This window comes from Microcoleus sp. B3-D2 (assembly GCF_036705345.1).
Lineage (GTDB): Bacteria > Cyanobacteriota > Cyanobacteriia > Cyanobacteriales > Microcoleaceae > Microcoleus.
The window spans coordinates 65,787-81,341 of record NZ_JAUBUG010000015.1 but is presented as its reverse complement, the minus strand read 5'-3'; the positions used below and the strand labels follow the sequence as shown (position 1 = coordinate 81,341).

The window sequence follows — 15,555 nt, the reverse complement described above, 5'->3', positions numbered from 1 at the left end:
TTTTAGATTTTTAATTTAATCTCAAACCTCAAATCGCTAATTCTTTAATAGGTTGAGGGGTAACCCTGGCGATCTACCCATCCTACTAATAATTATGACCCCTACTTATATCCCTTTCACGAACCCTTGACGATTGGTGTGTGGGAATTATTATTAACCGCTGATAGTGTATACGGAGATTCCGGTTCGGGATGTAGCTTAGAATATTTGCTATCGTAATGCCTGACCTCAAAATAGTTTAAGTTTGACGGGTGAGGCTTATATAGCGAGAAACATTCCAAAAGACAAAAAGTTGCTGCACTCTCTAAAGGCCCGACATTCACTACTTGATTTTTGAAGAGGCGACCTGATTTCATCCACTCTTTCATCTGCTTTCTTGACAAACAGTAAAATGCTGAATGAGGATTGCTAAACTCAGCAAATTTTACACCTTCTATCTCTACACTAGATAGCTGATTCCATGATAGCTCCGTATCAATTGTCAAATCAATGTATCTCTTGGTTCCTTGATACATTTCAAAACGGTTTGGGTAAAGAATAGCATTTTCATACCCGCTTTGTCGGTTAAAACTTTCTAATTTTTCTATAATGAAAGCATCGTACAAAACAATGTCATCTTCTATGAATAAAAACCAGTCAAAATTTTCTACTCTTTCGACAAATTATTCCTGAAATCTAAACTCTACAAACATGGGGTCGCATTCAGGGCCTTCTTGTATCTGAATGCACTTAATTTGATATTCAGGTAAGTAGGCTGTAATGTGGCGGTTCGGTAGAGTTTGGATAGTAATTGTCAGGTCGCAATGAGCAAAACTCGTCAACAGTCCATCTATTGTGTGCCTGAGTCTCTCTATTTTTGCTGCGCCTTTTTCTGGATTGTTAGATTCTTCAACTGATGTAATGTGTTCGACAGCCGCAAAGACTTTGGGGCGTTCTTTTTCGGGGGCTTCTATTTCTTTGAATAAATTTATAATGCGATTTATTTGATAAAAAAACATCAGTTTAGTATACCTCGTGGCTACTCGCGATATTTCTTGTAACAGAGCCATTTGTAAAAAGATAAAGTGCATTACTTTTCTTCTTGGATTGTGTTCGGCTGACATAGAATTGTGTTCGGCTGACATAGAGACAATCTCCTTTTTGTTTACTGAAACAGTTGATTGATTGGAACTAAATCCATCGGTGATATTTTATCGAGCGGCAGACCCAAACCAAAAGCTACTCTACACCAAAGTAGAGTAGCCAGCACCCCTACAAACAGCCCTGTTAATTGAATATCCTGCCAAAAACAAGTTAGTCCTTCTTTCCACAAACCGTAGTTAGTTACTGCATAGGTAGGAAGGTCGCCGAGAGCTACAGCAATCACGGCACCTAAATTACCTTTTAAGTGATATCCCAGCGGTATACTTATACATAGATTTACAAAAGTAAGCAGATTGCCCATAGCTGCGTACTGAGACTTTCCTACGGCTAACAGACAAGAAGCCATCATATTGTGGAGGGTGGTGTGCCAGATACCTAAAGCCAAGATTGGCATCATCCAAGATGCCGCCGCATACTCTTTCCTGTACAGTGCTAAAATTAACTGATCTCCGAAGCTCACAAAAATTGCTAAACCTACCGCTAATGGTATTAGAATTAGTTTGCGGTTCTTAAGTATCTTCGCGCGCAACTCCTGCCGCGGCAGCTCGGCGAGCATAGAAATTGAGGGAAAAATCACCCTGCCGCTAATGGCGATGATGACTTGGCGCGGCATATCGCCCAGGGTAAAAGCGATGCCGTAAATGCCCAACATTGTTAAATTAAATATTTTCCCGAGGATAAGTCGATCGGCTTGAGAACACAGAAAAAATAAAATCGTAGACAAAAATATCCATTTGCCATAAGAAAATATTTCTTTTACTGCTTCTTTATCCCAAGCAAAGCGGTTTGACTTGCCGGGAATCAAAAAATGGCTCCATACTACCTCCATTAAAGCTCCACTAAAGCCACCTGCAACGATCGCCCAGATGCTGCGATCGAAGAAAGCCCACACAATCATCACTGTAGTAGAAATTATCTGTGTACCCAACTCAAAAAGCACTACTTCCTTAACGCTCATTTTGCGTTCTAGGGTGGATAGGGAAGTCGATTTAAACCCTCCTATTAGGGTATTTATACTTATGGCTGGAATCAACCACATCAGACGGGGTTCTTCATAGAATTGAGTAACTGGCCAGGTTATTAGAATTAAACACAACCAAACAAACAAGCTGCGAATAACTTGCATTGTCCAAGCAGTGTTGAGAAATTGAGGATCGTCCCCGCGCTTGTTTTGAATGATACTTGGGCCCAGACCTATGTCTGTGAATAAGTTAATGCCTACGATGAAAACGTAGGCTAGACCCATTAGACCAAATAATTCAGGCAAAAGCAGGCGCGTCAGGATTAGGTTGCTACCAAATCGGATAATTTGACTGCTTCCATAACTTGCGATCGTCCAGGCTGCACCTTTGAGAGCTAATTTTTTTTCTGATGACATATACTCAGAATTTATTTCCTAATTACGAGTCTAGTTGCTGAATTTGCGCTTGGCAACTGTTACAGGATGCTGCTGCCACTTTTATAGCTAATTTTACTGTATCTTAATTTGCATAGGTCGGACGGGCCCGGAATGCCCATCCCAAAATCAGAAAGGTAAAATTTAATCTCCAGCTTGCTCCCGATTTAATAATCATAAGGGTTTTTTGGTTCGGGAATTGGTTGGAGGGATGATGCTTGAATGATTAATTTGCGCTTGCCTTGCAGTTCTTCTACGATCGTTTCTCCTTCTATTTCTAGCCAACTGTCTGGGGCAAAGGTGGTGCGGCTTTGACCGATGAGTAATTTTACTGGCAACCCGATCGGATAGGCGTCTGCCGCGCAGCAGGTAATGATAAAACGCCCGATCCACATATATTGTTCTGCTAGGTTAGGGGGATGAATTACAAATCCTTGAACTTTGACTTTTTGACCTCTGTATGTATCCGGTTCGGGGTTGAAATTTAACAGCCGCACCCATTCGACGAGCGATCGCTGTTCGGGTTTTGTAGTATTGCGAAATTCTTGGGGTTGCAGTCTGGTGATTGGCAGAGATTCGGTGAGACCTCGTTCTAATGCTGTCTGGCTGGTAAAAGTGCGTGGCGTTGTTAGTAAACCTATTAATGCGACGCTCAACATTAAGGTGCTGCCGATGCTGGGGGGAAACAAAGTAACGTGTTCAACTTCTGTAATTCTGAGAGAGTTATTTGCTGGTGATGTCCGCGATTGCTTTGTGGTGCGATCGAGTTTTAAGAGTTCCCAAGTTTTTAAACCCCCAATAACCATTAAGCCGATTCCTCCAGCTAAAGTCAACCCAAAGTAATGGGGGTGAATGAGAATGCTTAATTTGCCGGTAATCCAATATTTAAGAAGCAGTATTCCCCAGGCTAAGATAGCTAGGGCGTCCAGCCAGGGGCTAATTTTTTTAAGATTCATTTTTTAAGAGTCATTGAGAATTGGAAACTAGAACGTTGCAGGAAGAGAAAAGGAAGAAGAAGAGGAAATAAGGAACAAGGAAGAGGGGAAAAATAGCTATCTGTATATCGATTTCCGTGTCGTGGCTCAAAATAATTAAAAATCGCAAATCGAAAAGGGTATTAGTTGTCTGTCCCAGCTAATTTATTAACCTAAATGCAAGTTTACAGCGAGGGTCATTAAAAAGGTTAACTGAGCTGCCAAGACAATGATGTAAACTACGGCTCTACTTTTAAAAATTGACAGCATTAAACCGATGCCTTTGAGGTCAATCATCGGGCCGAAAACGAGAAATGCTAACAGCGAACCGCTGGTAAATGTGGAAGCAAAAGACAGGGCAAAAAAGGCATCTACTGTAGAACAAATCGATACGACTGCGCCTAAGAGCAGCATGGCTAGAATCGAGGAAACGGGGCCTTGGCCGAGGTTGAGAATTAGTTCGCGGGGGGCGCCAACTTGAATGATGGCTGCGATCGCACTTCCGATTACCAACACTCCTCCCAATTCGCGCAACTCCTGTACCATAGTATCTAAAAGCAGGCGCAGACGCTCTTTAGAAACGCGGTGGAACATGGAGGAACGTTTCGAGGTTTTTTCTGTTTGGTCTGTTTGTAATGGCTTCCAGTCGTCTTGTAGCAAGGATTCGATCGGCACCGCTCCACCCGGCTGACCCAGCATAAAAGTTCCCGACTGCAACAGCAGCGGAGTGTTGGCTTGGACGAGTTTTTTTTCGGAAAACTCGGGTTTTGGCAGGGGGATAGCGCGCGCTACAGAGGGTTGCAGCAGAGGCCGCAAGTCTTTTTGGGTGCTGAACACCCAGCCGATAATTGTGGCTGTGATTAGGGAAAATACCACCCGCAAAACTACAATTTCTGGCTGATCGCGAAATGCCGTCCAAGTCGCCCAAATTACCACGGGGTTGATGGTGGGGGCCGCGAGCAAAAAGCCGATCGCCGCTGGTGCGGGCACTCCCTGCATCAGTAGCCGACGGGCTACGGGCACGTTACCGCACTCGCACACGGGAAACAAAAAGCCGATCGAACTGCCCATCAAAGCCGCCAGTAGCGGGTTTCGCGGGATGCGGGATACGAGTTTGCGTTCGTCTACAAAGCCCAGCAGCAAACCTGAGAATAAAACTCCCAGCAGCAGAAAAGGTATTGCCTCTACTAACAAGCTGAGAAAAAGGGTAAAAGCATTGTTTAACTGATTCGTTAGGGCGGGTTGCATCCATCACCTACTCGTAAATTACTGTGCTATCTTGGGCATACCTCTGGTCAATAATAGCTCATGACAGCGCTAAGTTAAGATTCCGTTAAAAAATCCCTCGCTGTCCTATTATTGCTTGAATTAAGGAATTGTGTAAATAATACCGACTCAAGACCAATTTCAATTAGTGTTAACAATAGGTGAAAAATGAAAAATTAGGTTAACTCGCAGCTAAAGTCGGTAACTAATCGTTAATACCAAAAACTCAATCTCAAATAAAATCAGCCCTAATTGCCTGGGCGCATCTATCTTGCTTATACTTTATATTTCTTAGAGAACCCATTTGACATCTTTTAGCCGTATTCTAGCCCACATTCCGCACCCCCAAGGGGCAGCGTACACGGGTTGAGTGGCTCAAAGTGAATCATCCGAGACAATAATGAGTAATACATACTCAAGAATCTCGGTAACTCTGCATCACCCAGTTGTCCATTCTTGAAAATAGACGTTCGAGTACCAGTTACATCTGATGCTGGTTAAAATTTCGCTCGGTCACAAACCAATTTTATTACATCGCAGTAACACGCTCAAGCACCAAAATGCGTTAATTGCCATCACTAGCGGTAGCCAATCATCACCAAAATAGTGTAAACTGGCGATCGCTAGGCACGCTCAAATCAGCATTCAGCAGCCCATGCAAAAAGCATCTGAACTGTTATAGCATCGGATGCTGCTCGACCAGTGGAGCCTCTAATTAAGACTTCCCAAATAGGCATCAAGAATCATTAATGGATCGGGTACAGAACATGGAAATTAAACAAGTTAGCCGTCCTGTTGTTCACAAAGTCGCAGTTATTGGTGGTGGGCTTGGAGGTCTGGCAACGGCGATCGCGCTACGAAAACAAGGCATTGATGCCCATGTCTATGAACGAGCGCAGGAATTTCGGCCAGTGGGAGCGGGTTTGGCTCTATTTCCGAACGGCTTACACTCCCTTGATGCCATCTCTCCAGGTATTGTAGAGAATCTCAAACGCGCAAGCTGCACACTAAATCACAGTGTTTTCACAAAACATACAGGAGAGATAATCACACAAAACACAGCTACCCACCAGGAGAAATACGGGCAGCCAACGTTGCTTTTCTGGTGGTGGCGCTTGCAGCAAGTCTTGGCCTGTGCACTCCCCCCGGAAGCGATCCACTTGGATTATCGCTGCATCGGCTTTGAACAAGATGAGAACGGGGTGACAGCCTATTTTGATGGGGATAAATCAGTACGGGCAGACCTGCTCATTGGCGCAGATGGGATTAACTCCCCAGTGCGAAAAACCCTGATCGGTGATGGGGAACCTCGTTATTTGGGGAGTATGTCTTGGCGGGCAGTGATCGAGTATAACCACGAATTGCTAAATCCCAATGAACTGATTTTGATGAGGGGAGAGCAAAAAGCACTTTTCTTGTTTGATGTCGGCGGTGGCTACAAATCTTGGACGGTACGGGCGTTGATGCCAAAATGTCCTGTACCTGAGAGTGCACCAGAAATTAAGTCTAGCATTTTGGAGAAATTTTCGACTTGGTGGGAACCCGCAAGGGGGATCATGGAAGCCACTGATCCAAAGCAGATTTTATTTTTCCCACTCTGCGATCGCCTGCCTTTGAAGAGTTGGAGCCAAGGACGGGTGACACTTCTAGGGGATGCCGCCCATCCAATGTCCCCTTCGCTGGGACAGGGAGCTAATAGCACTTTTGAAGATGCCTACGAACTGGCTCAATGTCTTTCCCAGTCGTCCAGCATCGCAGAAGCCTTGACCACCTATGAGAACCGACGCATCCCGCGTACCCAACTGCTCCAAGCCCGAAGTGCTTTGACCGAACAGCGCTTCTATGCAACGGACATAGGAACACAAGACCCAGAAAAAGCGGCGCGAGAACGAGTCGCTTTTGAAGAGTTTCAGAGTTGGGCTTATGGGTATGACCCCAATAGTGAATCACGTTTGAAACCCTGGATGGAAATATCAGCAACATAATCATTAGACATCTCCTAAAAATAAGGTCAAAGGCAGACAGGATGCCTGCCCTACAATAGTTTTGGGAGATGTCTATTAGACAAACCTTAACACGACTGTTCGAGCTTTTTTCCACCCCACGAAAGTTGAAAGCGCCCGAGTTCGCTACGATCCCATTCACTTAAAAGTTTTCTAAGCGGCGCAATTGTTACCAAAAGAAGCAGATCCGAAACTAGATATTCCACATCCTGACCCCGAAAAACCTCCATTTCCAGATTGTAGGTTGGGTTAAATACAGGCTTATAGAACCCATTTGACATCTTTGAGCGCTCACAGCAGCCGATCGCCGCTGGTGCGGGCACTCCCTGCATCAGTAGCCGACGGGCTACGGGCACGTTACCGCACTCGCACACGGGAAACAAAAAGCCGATCGAACTGCCCATCAAAGCCCCCAGTAGCGGGTTTCGCGGGATGCGGGATACGAGTTTGCGTTCGTCTACAAACCCCAGCAGCAACCCTGAGAATAAAACTCCCAGCAGCAGAAAAGGTATTGCTTCTACTAACAAGCTGAGAAAAAGGGTAAAAGCATTGTTTAACTGGTTCGTGAGGGCGGGTTGCATCGATCACCTACTGGTAGATTGCTATTTAGTTATACGTCTTTGGTAGAACTCCTTCTAGATCATACCAAAGCATAGCACTAAGTTAAGAGCCAGTTAATTTTTTTTAGCCTTTTTTTTGCTGGATTTTGTAGATGTTCTAATTTAATCAATGCTGATGCCTTGAATGATTTGGACTGGTTAAACTTGTTTGAATTTGACTGAAGTTTTCTTCATATCCGCCTCGTACAGCCAATCAATAATTGACTCGGCAAACCGTCGCAGATTTGATGGGTCTTTCGGTTAACAATAATTGATTGTAGAACAAATGCCAAGGCAGATTTTGCAGATTGCGGGCGAGGCTAACTTTTCGGAACATCTCAATGAAAGCAGCCCAGCCCAAAATTGGAGTTAGGAGCCAGGAGCCAGGAGGAAAGAGTCAGAAGGAAGGAGGAAGAAGAAGTGTTTTTACAAATATGAGATGCTCCCTAACTGTTTTATATAACGATTGCTATAAAATTGGTTTGTAGCGATGACTTTAGTTTTCACTACAAACCTATAGGGGACGCACTGGCAGGCGTGTCGCTGGCTGAACGTTACGGGGGGTTGCGAGTACCGGATCGGGGAGATGGGATGAAATCGCCTCAAATGCCCTAGCTTGCAAGGCGTCCCGCCATCGGGCTTAGCAAGCTAAAACTCCGGGACGCGATCGCCCCTATTTCTGCTTTTAACTTGTCTCCTGACGGGGTGCATCGGGTGGGCGATCGGGCAATTCCGATTTTCCTCTCTTGTCCATTAATGATATTTTTCAGCTTAATAATTTTATTAACACAAGGTTAAAAAAATAACTCAAGGTTAATGAATAATTAAATAGTCGAACCAAGCGTTAATACCCCTCAAGTCAGTCTAAAATAAAGTCAGGCCTAGCCAGGGCGCATTTATCTCAGTGATACTTAATATTGCCTCATACTTTAAGTGGTAAAATTCCATTTACTACAGTCAGTTTTTTGTGTAATTAAAAAAGCAGTTTGTCAGGATGATCCCGGTCAAAGCACTCAGCAACTTACCTGCTGACCTTGGGTAGCTGAATGTCTGCTAGCCAATATAACCCCAAAAAAGCGTACTGATGAATTTATGTTGAATACCTCCTGCGTAGAAAGACCAGTTCCACCCATCTCCGAGGCTGACCTAGGAGCACTTTGTTTAGACTCTACTCTCCAAGAATTGTCGCTTTACGATTTTCATGTAGAGGCTACGGATTGGGGAATGCGAATTTCTCAGATGTTAGAAGCTAATCCGCTGTTACCGGGAGTCATTGTGACCCATCAAGGTGAATTTGCTGGTATGATTTCCCGGCGGAGATTTTTAGAATTTATCAGCCGTCCTTTTGGGCGAGAATTATTTTTAAAGCGACCTGTGAGGGCTTTGTACCGCTTTGCCGAAACTGAGAGTTTAATTTTTCCCAGCAATACTTTAATCGTGGATGCAGCCAGGAAGTCGCTGTTGCGATCGAAAGAACTGCTTTACGAACCGATTGTAGTTCAAGTGTCGCCTCAAACTTATACTTTGCTAGATGTACACGAACTGTTAGTAGCCCAATCCAACATTCACGAACTAGCGACAAAATTGCTGAGGCAGCAAACTCAATCTCAACTAATTCAAACCGAAAAACTAGCCAGTTTGGGGCAGATGGTAGCTGGAGTCGCCCACGAAATTAGAAATCCCGTCACCTGCATCAGCGGAAATCTAGGCTTTTTGTCCAACTATTCCACAGACATCATGGACTTGCTGTCTGCTTACGAACACATTGTGGGTGAAAACGAAAAAATTAACCAACTCAAAAAACACATAGAATTTGATTTTTTGCAAGAAGATTGGGTGGAAATTATCAAAAGTATGAAAGTTTCATCACAGAGGCTGACCGAACTCGTTACCAGCCTCCACACCTTTTCTCACATGGACGAAACCCACTTAAAACAAGCTAACATCCATGAATGTATTGACAGTACGCTGCTAATTATGAAAAACCGTCTCAAGTACGGAATTGAAGTAGTTAAAAGCTATGGTGATTTGCCTTTACTCAAGTGTTACTCGGGCCAGTTGAGCCAGGTATTTATGAATATCATCAGCAATGCGATCGACGCTTTGGAAGAGGTAAAAGAAGAAAAAGATTTTGTGCCTGCGATTACTATTGAAACCGAGGTAATAGACAGTTCTGACGGAGACTGCGTGAATTCGGAATTAATTCAAAATTATGTTATGGGCGATCGACAAAATTCAAAACAGCTATCCTGCGCCACCCAAAACGTCGGTTTCAGCCCCGAAGCAGGCGAAAATAATCAAAATAACGCTTGGATAGCCATCAGAATTGCCGATAACGGGCCGGGAATTCCGCCAGAAATTCAGCGGCGGATTTTTGAGACGTTTTTTACTACTAAACCCGCCGGCAAAGGTACTGGTTTGGGGTTGGCAATTACCCATCAAATTGTTACGGAAAAACATAAAGGCAAGTTAAATTTGCATTCAACCCCCGGTACGGGTACGGAATTTGAAATTTTGTTGCCATTGATTTGAAGGTCTGGGGGACTGGTCGATATCGATTTACCGTTCAAGCGGGGGCGGGTTTATTAGACGAGCAATTTTAGCCGGAGATTGTTTGTAAAACCCGCCCCTATTAATCGGTTACGCTCGAAGCTGAACTGGCATCACCAAGAATGTAGCATTGACTCCACCCAAAGGCTGGAAAATTACCGGGGCTAAAGCACCGTTTAATTGCAGTTGAATTTCTGGGGATTGAGCCGTTTTTAAGATATCAATCAGATATTTCACGTTGAAAGCAATATCTATGCTGTCTCCAGAAATTTGTGCGGGCATTGACTCTTTACCGCAGCCGACATCTTTAGCATCTACAGACAAAGTAATTTCCTGATTCTCCTCGTCGATGCTGCATTTGAGAATATTATTTTTTTGGTCTGCAAAAACGGCAATTCTTTCTACTGCGGCTAAGAACGATCGCCTTTCTAAGGTAATTTGCCGCTCAAAAGACGGCGGAATCAACTGGCGATATGCGGGATACTGCCCTTCCAAGGTGCGGGTTGTCAGCCGCTGGTCTGCCCATTCAAACACTACTTGACCGTGTTCAAAATGCAGGGTGACAGGTTCAGTCCACTGGCGCATCACCAGCATTCTTTCTACTTCCCGCAATGCTTTAGCGGGGACTGTCACCTCAAATTCTTCTTGGGTTTCTTCGCCTTCAGCTTTTTCATTTGCAGTTTGAACTACTGCCAATCTGTGGCCGTCTGTAGCTGCAAACTCCAAGCAATCTTGCAATACCTTTAAATGCACGCCTGCAAGTACCTGTTTTGCCTCGTCGGGGCTAGTAGCAAATAAAGTTCCTTTGAGTCCTTCTATCAAGGCTTCCGGCGGCAATTTGAGGATTGTTCCGGCTTCGATTGCGGGCAATTCTGGGAATTCTTCTGGGCCCATGCCTCTAACTTGGTAGCTGCCAGAACTGCAAGTGAGATATGCTACGGTGTCCCCCGCTTCGTCTTCTAAAGTAATTTCTCCATCTGGGAGTCTCGAAACAATATCGTTAAGCAATTTAGCGGGTATTGTAAAACTGCCGCCGCCTGTTACTTCTGCTGCGAAGCTGGTACGAATGCCCAAACTGAGATCGAAAGCTGTCAAGCTAACCCGCTGATTTTCCTCATCCGCTACTAAAAGCACGTTGGCGAGTACCGGATGTGTCGGGCGGGAGGGAACGGCCCGACTTACCAACGAGAGGTTGGCGTTGAGGTCACTTTGGGTGCAAACCAATTTCATGGTAGGAAGGTTAATTAACCGGATTTGAAACAGAAACAAATCGTATCACAGAAAGCCAGCGGGTCTGTTTTTCTCTGTCAGGGCTTAAACATGGGGCTAGAAACCGGGTTTCTAGGCAAAATTTTGTCTGTAAAAACGAGAAATCTTCGTAGAAACCGGGTTTCTGAAGTCAGCGCGCGTCGCGAACTATCTGTGTAGGGTACGCAGGGATCGCCTGTTTTTTTTAATTTATTGAACTATTTTTGTATCGATCGCCCTGTGGAAACTGTGGAAAAAAAAGCTAACTGCTGGCTGGGCATCACCTCTAGGTAATAAATACCTGTGGAAAACTTGTGGAAAAGCTGTTGCGGTCGATCGCCCGCCCATTTTTGTGCACAAACTGTTTCGGGCGATCGAGTAAAGTTTTCCACAAACCGAGGGCAACTTTTCCACAGGTTTTTCCACAGGCAAGCTGCTACGCATAGAGATTGTCTGTTATCGGAGAGTTACCCCTTCGATGATGCGGATCTGGAAATCGCTGCATAGAGTCATTGGTGTGACAACTGACTGACAACTGACTGACAACTGACTGACAACTGACAACTTACCGAAAGCATCCAGGATACAACCCCCCGGATTCATCCGTCCAGAAATAAAAAACCTGTATCCGATGAAACTTGCCCCCCGAATTTATCCGTGGGGTCAATGCTTCAATTCTTGAATCTAAAATCTAAAATCTAAAATCTAAAATCAATTGACTTCTTCTCAAGTTTTGCGACTGACAACATTAATTCGATCGCTCAACTGACGCAAAGTTTGAGCCAAATTCGGGTCAGTGTTCCGCAACTGAGCAATTTTGTCGCAACTGTAAAGCACAGTCGTGTGATCTTTGCCGCCAAACACTTCGCCAACTTTTGGCAAACTCAAACCAGTATGCTGCCTAATTAAATACATCCCTACTTGACGGGCCAGACTAATTTCTCGCCTGCGAGAAATGCCTTTCAAATCTTCAACAGAAACATCAAACTCCTCAGCCACAACTGCAATTACTGCATCTGGCGTCGCCTCTAAGCTTTCAGTTTGCTGGTTCAAAACCGGGGCGATATTCTCCACGGTCATCGGCAAACCGGTAATTGAAAGATATGCTACCGCCCGAATCAAAGCACCTTCCAATTCCCGAACATTGGAAGTGTAACTAGAAGCAATGTATTCAATGACATCTCGCGGCAGACGCATATTTTCATACTCAGCTTTTTTCTGCAAAATCGCCATCCTAGTTTCCAAGTCTGGCAATTGAATGTCGGCAATTAATCCCATGGAAAATCTGGAACACAGACGCTCTTGCAGGCGTGGGATTTGCTGCGGCGGGCGATCGGAAGCTAAAACTACTTGATTTCCGGCTTCGTGCAAAGTATTAAAAGTGTGAAAAAATTCTTCTTGAGTGTATTCTTTGCCTTCAATAAATTGGATATCATCTATTAACAAAACATCGGCTGCTCGATAATGATCGCGGAAAGTTTGCATACTATCTTTCCTAATGGCAGCGATTAAATCGTTAGTAAATTTCTCAGTAGAAACGTAAAAAATCTTGGCATTGGGGTCAATTTCCAAGCGATAATGACCGATCGCCTGCATCAAATGAGTTTTGCCCAAACCGACGCCACCGCACAAAAATAGGGGATTGAATTCTCGGCCCGGAGACTCGGCTACCGCGAGGGAGGCTGCGTGGGCCATGCGGTTGTTGGAACCGACGACAAAGCGGGAAAATACGTGTTTCGGGTTTAAATTGGCGGGTTTGGGGGGGTGAAGCGAGTGGCTTTCCGGGATATCGGCGATGGGGGAGGGCCAAATCATGGCGGAATCGCTGCTGCCGCCTGTTTCGTTTCCTCCGGCAATGGTCAAGTAAATGTCTACGGGATAGCCGAGAATTTCGTAGACTGCATCGGCAATGGTTTTGACGTAATATTTTTGCAACCAATTGCGAGCAAAGGGGTTGGGGGCGCTGACAATCAAACAGTTATTTTCGAGTTGTTCGGCCCTGGCAGTTTTGATCCACGTCTCAAAGCTAGGTCTGCTCAGTTGTACCTGGAGACGTTCAAGTATCTGATTCCACAGACTTTCGAGGGGAATGTCCACTGCTCACCTCTGCCGATCGGCATTCAAGATATTAATTCTACAGTCTAGAGAGTTTAGTCCTCAGATGCTAAAGTTTAAGGGAGTCTGCCGTAGCTTGCGGGGCGGGACGCCATCGCCCACAAATTTGGCGGCTCAGCAGTCCAAACCAGGTATCGGGGAGCGGCTCGGCAAATATTTAGATTTGGCAGGAAAGCCTTAAAACATGGCAATGAAGAGTTCTACTGGCAAATTTTGGAAGCAACCGGCAATTTACATATTGCTGCTGGTAACGGGAGCCGGGGCCGCCATGTTGGGCGATCGTCTGACGGTTTCTCAATTTCGTGCAAATTCTGGCGATTCGGGACAAAGGGCGCTGGAACCTAAATTGCAACTGCCTCCTAATACAAAGGATCGAGTTAGCAAAGTCTTGCCGCCGGCTTCCTTGTCGGGCGACGGGACTAATGTGAATTTTATTGTGGCTGCCGTGGCAAAAGTTGGCCCGGCAGTGGTTCGGATCGATGCTTCGCGCCCGGTGAAACCGGGAAATAGAGGCCTGTCGCCGGAAGATTTTTTTGGCATAGAACCGAATTCGGGTGGCCGGGGCGGGATCGAACGCGGCACTGGTTCGGGTTTTGTCATCGGTGCCGACGGGGTGATTCTCACTAACGCTCACGTTGTAGAGGGAGCCGATACGGTAAATGTAACTCTCAAGGACGGTCGCAGCTATCAGGGGCGGGTGTTGGGGGCGGATAAGGTAACGGATGTGGCTGTGGTGAAGATTGAGGCGAATAATGTGCCTGTGGTGGCGATCGGCAATTCGGATAAGCTGTTGTCTGGGGAATGGGCGATCGCGATCGGCAATCCTTTGGGTTTGGACAATTCCGTAACTGCGGGGATTATTAGCGCTACGGGGCGATCGAGCTCTGATGTGGGCGTACCCGACAAGCGGGTCGGTTTTATTCAAACAGACGCTGCAATTAATCCGGGGAATTCCGGCGGCCCGCTGCTGAATGCTTCGGGCCAAGTTATTGGCATGAATACGGCGATTATTCAAGGTGCTCAAGGATTGGGCTTTGCGATCCCCATTCAGGCGGCGCAAGAGGTGGCGAAGGAACTGATTGCGACGGGGAGAGTCGAACACGCTTATTTGGGAATTGAAATGGCGACGCTGACTCCCGATGTTAAGGAGCAAATTAACAGCAACGCTAACAGCAGCCTGCGAGTTGCAGTCGATCGGGGTGTGGCTATTGTTAGCGTTGTTCCTAATTCTCCGGCAGCAGCAGCCGGTTTGCGGGCTGGAGATGTGATTCAAAAAATTAGCAATCAGCCAATTATTCAGTCGGAAGCTGTTCAGGAGTTCGTGCAAAATGCTAAGGTTGGCGGGCTGTTGCAAATGGAAATCAACCGCAACGGGCAAATAGTTAATTTGACTGTTAAAACGGGGAGTTTACCGGTTCAAAAAGTTAGATAAGAAGGAAGAAGGAAGAAGGAAGAAGGAAGAAGGAAGAAGGAAGAAGGAAGAAGGAAGAAGGAAGGAGGAAGAAGGAAATAATAATTTGTCAGTAGTTAACGACTAACCAATAACCACTAACCAATAACTATGGCAGAACTCTTACAAATATCGCAATTAGGAAATCCTGTACTGCGCCGCCCGTCGCAAGTTGTCGAGAATATTAAGGACGATCGCATTCAACAGTTGATTGACAGCTTAATCTTTACAGTACAGCAGGCAAACGGAGTGGGGATTGCCGCTCCTCAAGCGGCTCAGTCCGATCGCCTGTTCATCGTCGCATCCCGTCCCAACCTGCGGTATCCCCAAGCACCCCACATGGAACCCACAGCGATGATTAATCCCCGGATTGTGGCTGCATCAACAGAGACAGTCAAAGACTGGGAAGGCTGTTTGAGCATTCCGGGGATTCGGGGATTGGTGCCCAGAAGTAGGGCGATCGAGATAGAATACACCAGTAGAGACGGCAAACTCCACCGACAAGAATTGACAGACTTTGTGGCCCGAATTTTTCAACACGAACACGACCATTTAGATGGAATCGTGTTTTTAGACAGAGTGGAAAGTACCCACGAACTGATGACAGAAGATGAGTACCAGCAACAATTTGTCAAGCTACTCTAAGCAAAAGCATCCAGCGTACAAGCCCCCGGATTCATCCGCAGGGCCAATTCTTCAATTATCCAATCGAAAATCGAAAATCGAAAATCGAAAATCGAAAATCGATGACGATTAGCAGCAGCAATTTGTCAAGCTGCTCAGACAGTTTGTATAATTGTTATCAGTAATA

12 protein-coding genes and 1 pseudogene are annotated in these 15,555 nt (G+C 45.5%); 4 read left to right on the top strand and 9 right to left on the bottom strand.

Annotation, left to right across the window (positions count from 1 at the left end; all coding sequences use genetic code 11):
* Positions 1 to 116: 116 nt before the first annotated feature.
* The 5 genes from QUB14_RS08555 to QUB14_RS08535 all read right to left on the bottom strand — a co-directional run bounded on the left by QUB14_RS08555 (position 117) and on the right by QUB14_RS08535 (position 4,761).
* The gene (locus QUB14_RS08555; RefSeq protein ID WP_333216130.1) at positions 117 to 605 is read right to left on the bottom strand and encodes a hypothetical protein; all 489 of its coding nucleotides are present in this window, start codon (positions 603 to 605) and stop codon (positions 117 to 119) included.
* Between the two features lie 57 nt (positions 606 to 662).
* Positions 663 to 1,124, bottom strand: coding sequence for a hypothetical protein (locus QUB14_RS08550; protein WP_333216132.1), 462 nt, complete (start codon positions 1,122 to 1,124; stop codon positions 663 to 665).
* A 20-nt stretch (positions 1,125 to 1,144) separates the two neighbouring features.
* Positions 1,145 to 2,521: an oligosaccharide flippase family protein gene (locus tag QUB14_RS08545; protein WP_333216134.1), complete on the bottom strand. Its 1,377-nt coding sequence runs from the start codon at positions 2,519 to 2,521 to the stop codon at positions 1,145 to 1,147.
* Between the two features lie 185 nt (positions 2,522 to 2,706).
* Positions 2,707 to 3,495 (bottom strand): TIGR03943 family putative permease subunit, encoded by a 789-nt coding sequence (locus QUB14_RS08540; protein ID WP_333216136.1) that lies wholly within the window; start codon positions 3,493 to 3,495, stop codon positions 2,707 to 2,709.
* Positions 3,496 to 3,681: 186 nt separating this feature from the next.
* Entirely contained in the window at positions 3,682 to 4,761 is a 1,080-nt protein-coding gene (locus QUB14_RS08535) for a permease (protein ID WP_333216138.1), read from the bottom strand.
* A 785-nt stretch (positions 4,762 to 5,546) separates the two neighbouring features.
* On the opposite strand from QUB14_RS08535, the gene QUB14_RS08530 reads away from it, so the two are divergent.
* Entirely contained in the window at positions 5,547 to 6,764 is a 1,218-nt protein-coding gene (locus QUB14_RS08530; RefSeq protein WP_333216140.1) for an NAD(P)/FAD-dependent oxidoreductase, read from the top strand.
* 317 nt (positions 6,765 to 7,081) lie between these two features.
* Here QUB14_RS08530 and QUB14_RS08525 read toward each other — a convergent pair.
* Positions 7,082 to 7,363 (bottom strand): annotated as a pseudogene (locus QUB14_RS08525) (permease); the annotation flags it as partial.
* Positions 7,364 to 8,473: 1,110 nt separating this feature from the next.
* On the opposite strand from QUB14_RS08525, the gene QUB14_RS08520 reads away from it, so the two are divergent.
* Positions 8,474 to 9,913 carry an ATP-binding protein gene (locus tag QUB14_RS08520; RefSeq protein WP_333216141.1) on the top strand — a complete coding sequence of 480 codons (1,440 nt, stop codon included), beginning with the start codon at positions 8,474 to 8,476 and terminating at the stop codon, positions 9,911 to 9,913.
* Between the two features lie 108 nt (positions 9,914 to 10,021).
* On the opposite strand, the gene dnaN is transcribed toward QUB14_RS08520, so the two are convergent.
* From dnaN to dnaA, 3 genes are all read right to left on the bottom strand, one after another.
* Complete coding sequence (gene dnaN / locus QUB14_RS08515; protein ID WP_006632140.1) at positions 10,022 to 11,161, bottom strand: DNA polymerase III subunit beta; 1,140 nt, start codon at positions 11,159 to 11,161, stop codon at positions 10,022 to 10,024.
* 236 nt (positions 11,162 to 11,397) lie between these two features.
* Complete coding sequence (locus QUB14_RS08510) at positions 11,398 to 11,571, bottom strand: hypothetical protein (protein ID WP_333216143.1); 174 nt, start codon at positions 11,569 to 11,571, stop codon at positions 11,398 to 11,400.
* A 334-nt stretch (positions 11,572 to 11,905) separates the two neighbouring features.
* Positions 11,906 to 13,276, bottom strand: a complete 1,371-nt coding sequence (gene dnaA, locus QUB14_RS08505) for a chromosomal replication initiator protein DnaA (protein WP_333216145.1) — start codon at positions 13,274 to 13,276, stop codon at positions 11,906 to 11,908.
* A gap of 208 nt (positions 13,277 to 13,484) precedes the next feature.
* On the opposite strand from dnaA, the gene QUB14_RS08500 reads away from it, so the two are divergent.
* Positions 13,485 to 14,726: an HhoA/HhoB/HtrA family serine endopeptidase gene (locus tag QUB14_RS08500; RefSeq protein ID WP_333216147.1), complete on the top strand. Its 1,242-nt coding sequence runs from the start codon at positions 13,485 to 13,487 to the stop codon at positions 14,724 to 14,726.
* A gap of 129 nt (positions 14,727 to 14,855) precedes the next feature.
* Positions 14,856 to 15,389 (top strand): peptide deformylase, encoded by a 534-nt coding sequence (gene def, locus QUB14_RS08495; RefSeq protein ID WP_333216149.1) that lies wholly within the window; start codon positions 14,856 to 14,858, stop codon positions 15,387 to 15,389.
* Positions 15,390 to 15,555: the final 166 nt, after the last annotated feature.